Below are 5334 nucleotides of genomic sequence, written 5' to 3' on the forward strand. Positions count from 1 at the left end.
CGTCACGCGTCAGAACCGGGATGAAGCGCAGGCGCAGGCGCTCAGCGCCGCCGAGCAGCAAAAGGCCGCGCGGGCGCAGTACGACCAGGCGCTGGCCGGCACGCGCCCCGAGGACAAGGCGGCGGCCGTGGCCCAGGTATCCCAGGCCGAAGGCGCCGTAGCCGAAGTGCAGGCTGCCGAGGACGAGGTACAGGGGCGTGCACCGGCGGCGGGCGAAGTGGGCAAGCGCCTGGTGACGGTGGGGGAACTGGTGCCTGCCGGCTATCCGGTATTCGCGCTCACCGACATCGATCATCCGTGGGTTGCTTTCAACCTGCGTGAGGATCAGTTCGCGGCATTGAAGATGGGTGATCGTTTGCGCGGCCGCATCCCCGCGCTTGGCGTGGACGATGCGCAGTTCGAGGTCTACTTCATCAACCCGGCCGGCGATTTCGCCACCTGGCGCGCCACCCGCCAGTCGTCAGGCTATGACGTCAAGAGTTTCGAGGTGCGGGTGCGCCCCGTGCAGGTCATCCAAGGCCTGCGTCCTGGCATGAGCGTGCTGTTTCCATGGCCACCACGCTGAGCGGCGAGCGGTGTTCTTCGCTGCAGGCATTTCTGCAGTCGGCGCGGCGCGAGTGTGAGCATCTTTGGCGGGACCGCTGGGATCGGGCACTCGTCACCTGGATGCCCCTGCTTGCCTTGGCGATGTTCGCCTGGTTCTTTAGCGCCGGTGTGCCGCGCAAACTGCCGATCGTAGTGGTGGACGAGGATCGCAGCGCGCTCAGTCGCGAACTGATCCGCATGCTCGATGAGAACCCGGGCTTGCATGTGGCCTATCAACGCGATGCACTGCTGCAAGCCTGGCCGCTGGTGCGTGCGGGCAAGAGTTACGCGGTGGTGCTGGTGGGCGCTGAGAGCAGCCGAGACATGCTGGTGCGCAATGGCGGCACGGTGATGAGTTGGTATAACGCCAGCTATCTCACGGCAGGGCAGGCGGCCTCACGCGAGATTGCCGCGACCGTGCAGGCGTTCAATCAGCGCGTCGCGATCGAGCAGACGGCGGCCATTCGTGGGCCGGCCAAGGTGCGAGGCGCGCCTATCAGCGTGCAGGTATCGGTGTTGGGCAACGCCTCGCGCAGCTACGAGCATTTCCTGCTGAGTCTGTTGTTTCCCGCGATGCTCCATTTGGCCGCCACGCTGGCGCTGGCGGCGGCGTTTGGTCGCGAGTTGCGCGACGCGAGCGTGCAGACGTGGATGGCCTCTTGCGGCTGGCGAGTGCTACCTGCCGTGCTGGGCAAGGCGGCGCCTTATCTCGTGCTGTTCTTGCTGTACGCGGTGCTCGGATTGGCCTGGCTCGTGGGTATACGAGGCGCGGGTGTGCAAGGCAACATCGCGCTACTTATGCTGGGTTATGGCCTGATGTTTGTCGCCTATGCCGCCATTGCGCTGCTGTTGGTGGCAGCGACACGCAACATGGGCACGGCGTTGTCCCTGGTCGGCATTTACGCGGGTACATCGCTGGCATTTTCCGCGGGCACCTTTCCGGTCATCGGCGCCAATGCGTTTGTCAAAGCGTGGAATACCGCGTTGCCCTATACCCATTACCTGCATCTTCAATCGCAACAGCTCGATGCGCATGCTGCGCTGGCCGATGCGGCGGGGCCGCTAGGCGCGTTGGTGTCGTTTGTGCTCATCGCCGGTAGCATGGGTGCGTGGCTCTATGCGCGCGCGGCGCGCGACCCCGCGGCGTGGGGTTTGCGATGAGCCGCTTCCTCGTTGCCTACAGGGAAACCTTCGCCGCACTGTTTCGTGACCGCTATGCCGTGGTCACCATGATTCTCGCGGTGATCATCTATTCGTTCTTCTACCCAAGTGCTTATCGGCATCAGGTCGCTTCGGATTTTCCGGTGGTGGTGGTCGATCAGGACCACAGCCCGATGAGCCGCTCACTTAGTCGCCGCGTCGATGCCCTGAACGCGGTCTATGTCGCGGCGATGGTGAGTTCGGTCACGGAAGGCGAGGCGCTACTGGCGCGCGGCGCGGCCGAGGGCATGCTGGTGATACCCGAAGGCTTTGAGCACGACGTGCTGCGCGGCGGCAGCGGCGGTGTATCGCTGTTTGGTCGCGGGGCTTATCTGGGGCGGGCCAGCCAGGTGTTGCAGGGGGTGGCCGATGCCGCCACGGCATTTGCGCGTGCCGCTGCCACGGCTCAGGCGCGGTTTACCGGCGCCCCGGCGTCGCCGCCTGTGCAACTCGTGCAGCGCCCGCTATTCAACACGCGCGAGGGTTATGGCAGCGCCGTGGTGCCTGGCGTGGCGCAGCTCATCGTGCAGCAGACCTTGTTGATCGGCCTGCTGGTGATGGCCGGGACGCGACGTGAACGCATGGGGCGGCTGGCGTTCTCGCGGGCAGGGCTGGCGGGTATCGCGGCAGCGTTTGGCACGGTGGGTTTGTGCTCGATGCTCTATTACAACGGCTTCGTGCTCTGGTTTCAGGATTATCCGCGCGGCGGCAACCTGTGGGGATTGCTGCTGGCGTCGGTGCTTTACGTGGCCGCGGTGGTGGCTTTTGCGCTGTTCCTTGGCAGCTTCTTTCGCACGCGGGAGCGGCCCTTCCAGCTCATTACGTTTCTCTCATTGCCGATGTTCTTTCTGGCAAATCTGTCCTGGCCGGCCGAGGCCACACCCTGGCCGCTGGTATGGCTGGCCAAGCTGTTGCCGACCACGCCCGGCATCAACGCGGTGGTGCGACTCAACCAGATGGGGGCCAGCGTGAGTGAGGTTGCACCGCAACTGCTCAATCTCGCGTTGCTTGGCGTGCTGTACGGCGTGCTTGCGGTGTGGCGGTTCGGAAGGCAGCCACAGGGAGGCGGGGCGCAGAGCGCTGCGGAGCGCGCCCCGGATCGTGCCGGTCGGTAGCCCCGGGGCCGTTGGGGTATCTGCCCGTGCGATGGTTTTTCCCCTGGGGCTTGGCGTGATGATGCCTAACGGGTAGAACCGTCGTTTCCCCAAGCCGTGGAGCTTCCCCATGACCGTGTCCTTCCCCTCCGACGCCGAGCTTAGGCAACTGGCCGAGCAGGTGGCCGAGCTTGCCTTGCAGAAGCGGCTGATGATGGTCACGGCCGAATCCTGCACGGGCGGCTGGATTGCCAAGGCGCTGACGGATTTGCCGGGCAGCTCCGCCTGGTTCGATGCGGGCGTGGTCACCTACAGCTATGGGGCCAAGGAGGCGTTGCTGGGCGTCAACCCGGGCACGCTCGAGCGTACGGGCGCGGTCAGCGAGGAGACGGCGCTGGAAATGGTGTCGGGTGCGCTGGCCCGGTTTGGTGCGGGCATGGCAGTAGCCGTGACCGGCATTGCCGGCCCCAGCGGCGGCACCCCGGACAAGCCGGTGGGCACCGTCTGGATCGGCTGGAAGCGGCGCGGTGGCTATGCCACGGCCCGTTTGTTCCAGTTCGACGGCGACCGTGAGGCGGTGCGCAGGCAAACCGTGGCGGCGGCGCTCAAAGGGGTGCTGCACAGCCTGACCGACTGACCCGGCGGCGCCACTCCGGCGCGGCTTGACGGGTATGGGATACTGGCCGTTCCGAGATCGCAGCCCGTGAGACTAAGCGCGGGCATCATGCCTTTCATTCACTGCCACTCCGGGATTCAAGACGATGGATGACAACAAGCGCCGTGCGCTCACCTCCGCCCTCGGCCAGATCGAGAAGCAATTCGGCAAGGGTGCTGTCATGCGCCTGGGCGACCGTACCGACGACGTGATCGATACCGTGTCCACCGGCTCGCTGGGCCTGGACATCGCGCTCGGCGTCGGCGGCCTGCCGCGTGGCCGTGTTGTCGAGATCTACGGTCCGGAATCCTCGGGCAAGACCACGCTCACCCTGCAGGTCATCGCCAATTGCCAGAAGAACGGCGGCACCGCGGCCTTCGTGGACGCCGAGCACGCCCTGGACCCGAGCTACGCGGCCAAGCTGGGCGTCAACGTGGACGACCTGCTGGTCTCCCAGCCGGATACCGGTGAACAGGCGCTGGAAATCGCCGACATGCTGGTGCGCTCGGGCGCCGTGGACGTGGTGGTGGTCGACTCCGTCGCCGCGCTCACGCCCAAGGCCGAAATCGAAGGCGAAATGGGCGACTCGCACGTGGGTCTGCACGCCCGCCTGATGAGCCAGGCGCTGCGCAAGCTCACCGCCAACATCAAGAAGTCCAATTGCCTGGTCATCTTCATCAACCAGATCCGCATGAAGATCGGCGTGATGTTCGGCAGCCCCGAAACCACCACCGGCGGCAATGCGCTGAAGTTCTACGCCTCGGTGCGCCTGGATATCCGCCGCATCGGCGCGGTGAAGAAGGGCGAGGAAGTCATCGGTTCGGAGACCCGCGTCAAGGTGGTCAAGAACAAGGTGGCGCCGCCGTTCCGCCAGGCGGAGTTCGAGATTCTCTACGGCGAAGGCACCTCGCGTGAGGGCGAGATCATCGAGCTGGGCGTGGCGCAGAACCTGATCGATAAGTCCGGCGCCTGGTACAGCTACAAGGGCGACCGTATCGGCCAGGGCAAGGAAAACGTGCGCCAGTTCCTGCGCGACAATCCGGCCGTGGCCAATGAAGTCGATGCCGAATTGCGTGCCCGCCTGCTGACCACCGGCAGCAAGGGCGCGGCGGTGTCCGAAGAGGCGGTGGAAGAAGCCTGAGCGTTTGCTCCAGTCCCGATAGTGCCGGACCGCTATGAAGCGTCGCCCTGACGCCGACGGTGACAAGAAGGCCAAACCCAGCGCCTACAGCAAGGCGCTGGGTTTGCTTGCGCGCCGCGAGCACTCCCGGCGCGAGCTCAAGCTCAAACTGCGCCAGGGCGGCTACGAAGGCCAGGAGGCCGGCGAGGCGCTGGACCGCCTGGGTTCCCAGCACTACCAGGACGACGATCGCTTTGCCGAGGTGCTGGTGCGCACCCGGGTAGCCCAAGGCTATGGCCCCATGCGCCTGCGGGCAGAGCTGAAGAGCCACGGCTTGCCCGACGCGCGGATCAGGGCCGTGCTCGAAGAGGCCGAGGTAGATTGGGCCAAGAGCGCCGCAGACCAGTTACGGCGCCGATTTGGCGGCAAAGCGGCCGCCGACATGACGGAAAGGGCTCGTCGGGCGCAATTTCTCTTGCGTCGGGGCTTTCCCGCCGCCACAGTACGGAATCTGTCTCTTATACACATCTGACGCTGCCGACGACAACGTTCAAAAAAAGGGGGGGTGGGGGGGGGGGGGGGGGGGGGGGGGGGGGGGGGGGGGGGGGGGGGGGGGGGGGGGGGGGGGGGGGGGGGGGGGGGGGGGGGGGGGGGGGGGGGGGGGGGGGGGGGGGGGGGGG

The 5334-nt window shown here is 66.2% G+C and carries 6 protein-coding genes; all 6 read left to right on the forward strand.

From position 1 onward, the window contains the following. A partial coding sequence (locus JHD67_RS20780) for an efflux RND transporter periplasmic adaptor subunit (protein WP_199101059.1) occupies window positions 1–565 on the forward strand: 565 nt, incomplete at its 5' end. Next, entirely contained in the window at window positions 550–1746 is a 1197-nt protein-coding gene (locus tag JHD67_RS20785; protein ID WP_199101060.1) for an ABC transporter permease, read from the forward strand. The genes JHD67_RS20780 and JHD67_RS20785, both read left to right, overlap by 16 nt. Then, the gene (locus tag JHD67_RS20790) at window positions 1743–2900 is read left to right on the forward strand and encodes an ABC transporter permease (RefSeq protein ID WP_199101061.1); all 1158 of its coding nucleotides are present in this window, start codon (window positions 1743–1745) and stop codon (window positions 2898–2900) included. Before JHD67_RS20785 ends, JHD67_RS20790 begins: the two co-directional genes overlap by 4 nt. 115 nt (window positions 2901–3015) lie before the next feature. Next, window positions 3016–3516 carry a CinA family protein gene (locus tag JHD67_RS20795; protein ID WP_199101064.1) on the forward strand — a complete coding sequence of 167 codons (501 nt, stop codon included), beginning with the start codon at window positions 3016–3018 and terminating at the stop codon, window positions 3514–3516. A 124-nt stretch (window positions 3517–3640) separates the two neighbouring features. Beyond that, entirely contained in the window at window positions 3641–4675 is a 1035-nt protein-coding gene (gene recA / locus JHD67_RS20800; protein ID WP_199101062.1) for a recombinase RecA, read from the forward strand. A gap of 34 nt (window positions 4676–4709) precedes the next feature. Beyond that, window positions 4710–5186, forward strand: a complete 477-nt coding sequence (locus JHD67_RS20805; RefSeq protein WP_199101063.1) for a regulatory protein RecX — start codon at window positions 4710–4712, stop codon at window positions 5184–5186. Window positions 5187–5334: the final 148 nt, after the last annotated feature.

The sequence above is a fragment of the Dyella sp. ASV21 genome, assembly GCF_016428975.1.
Classification (GTDB): domain Bacteria; phylum Pseudomonadota; class Gammaproteobacteria; order Xanthomonadales; family Rhodanobacteraceae; genus Dyella.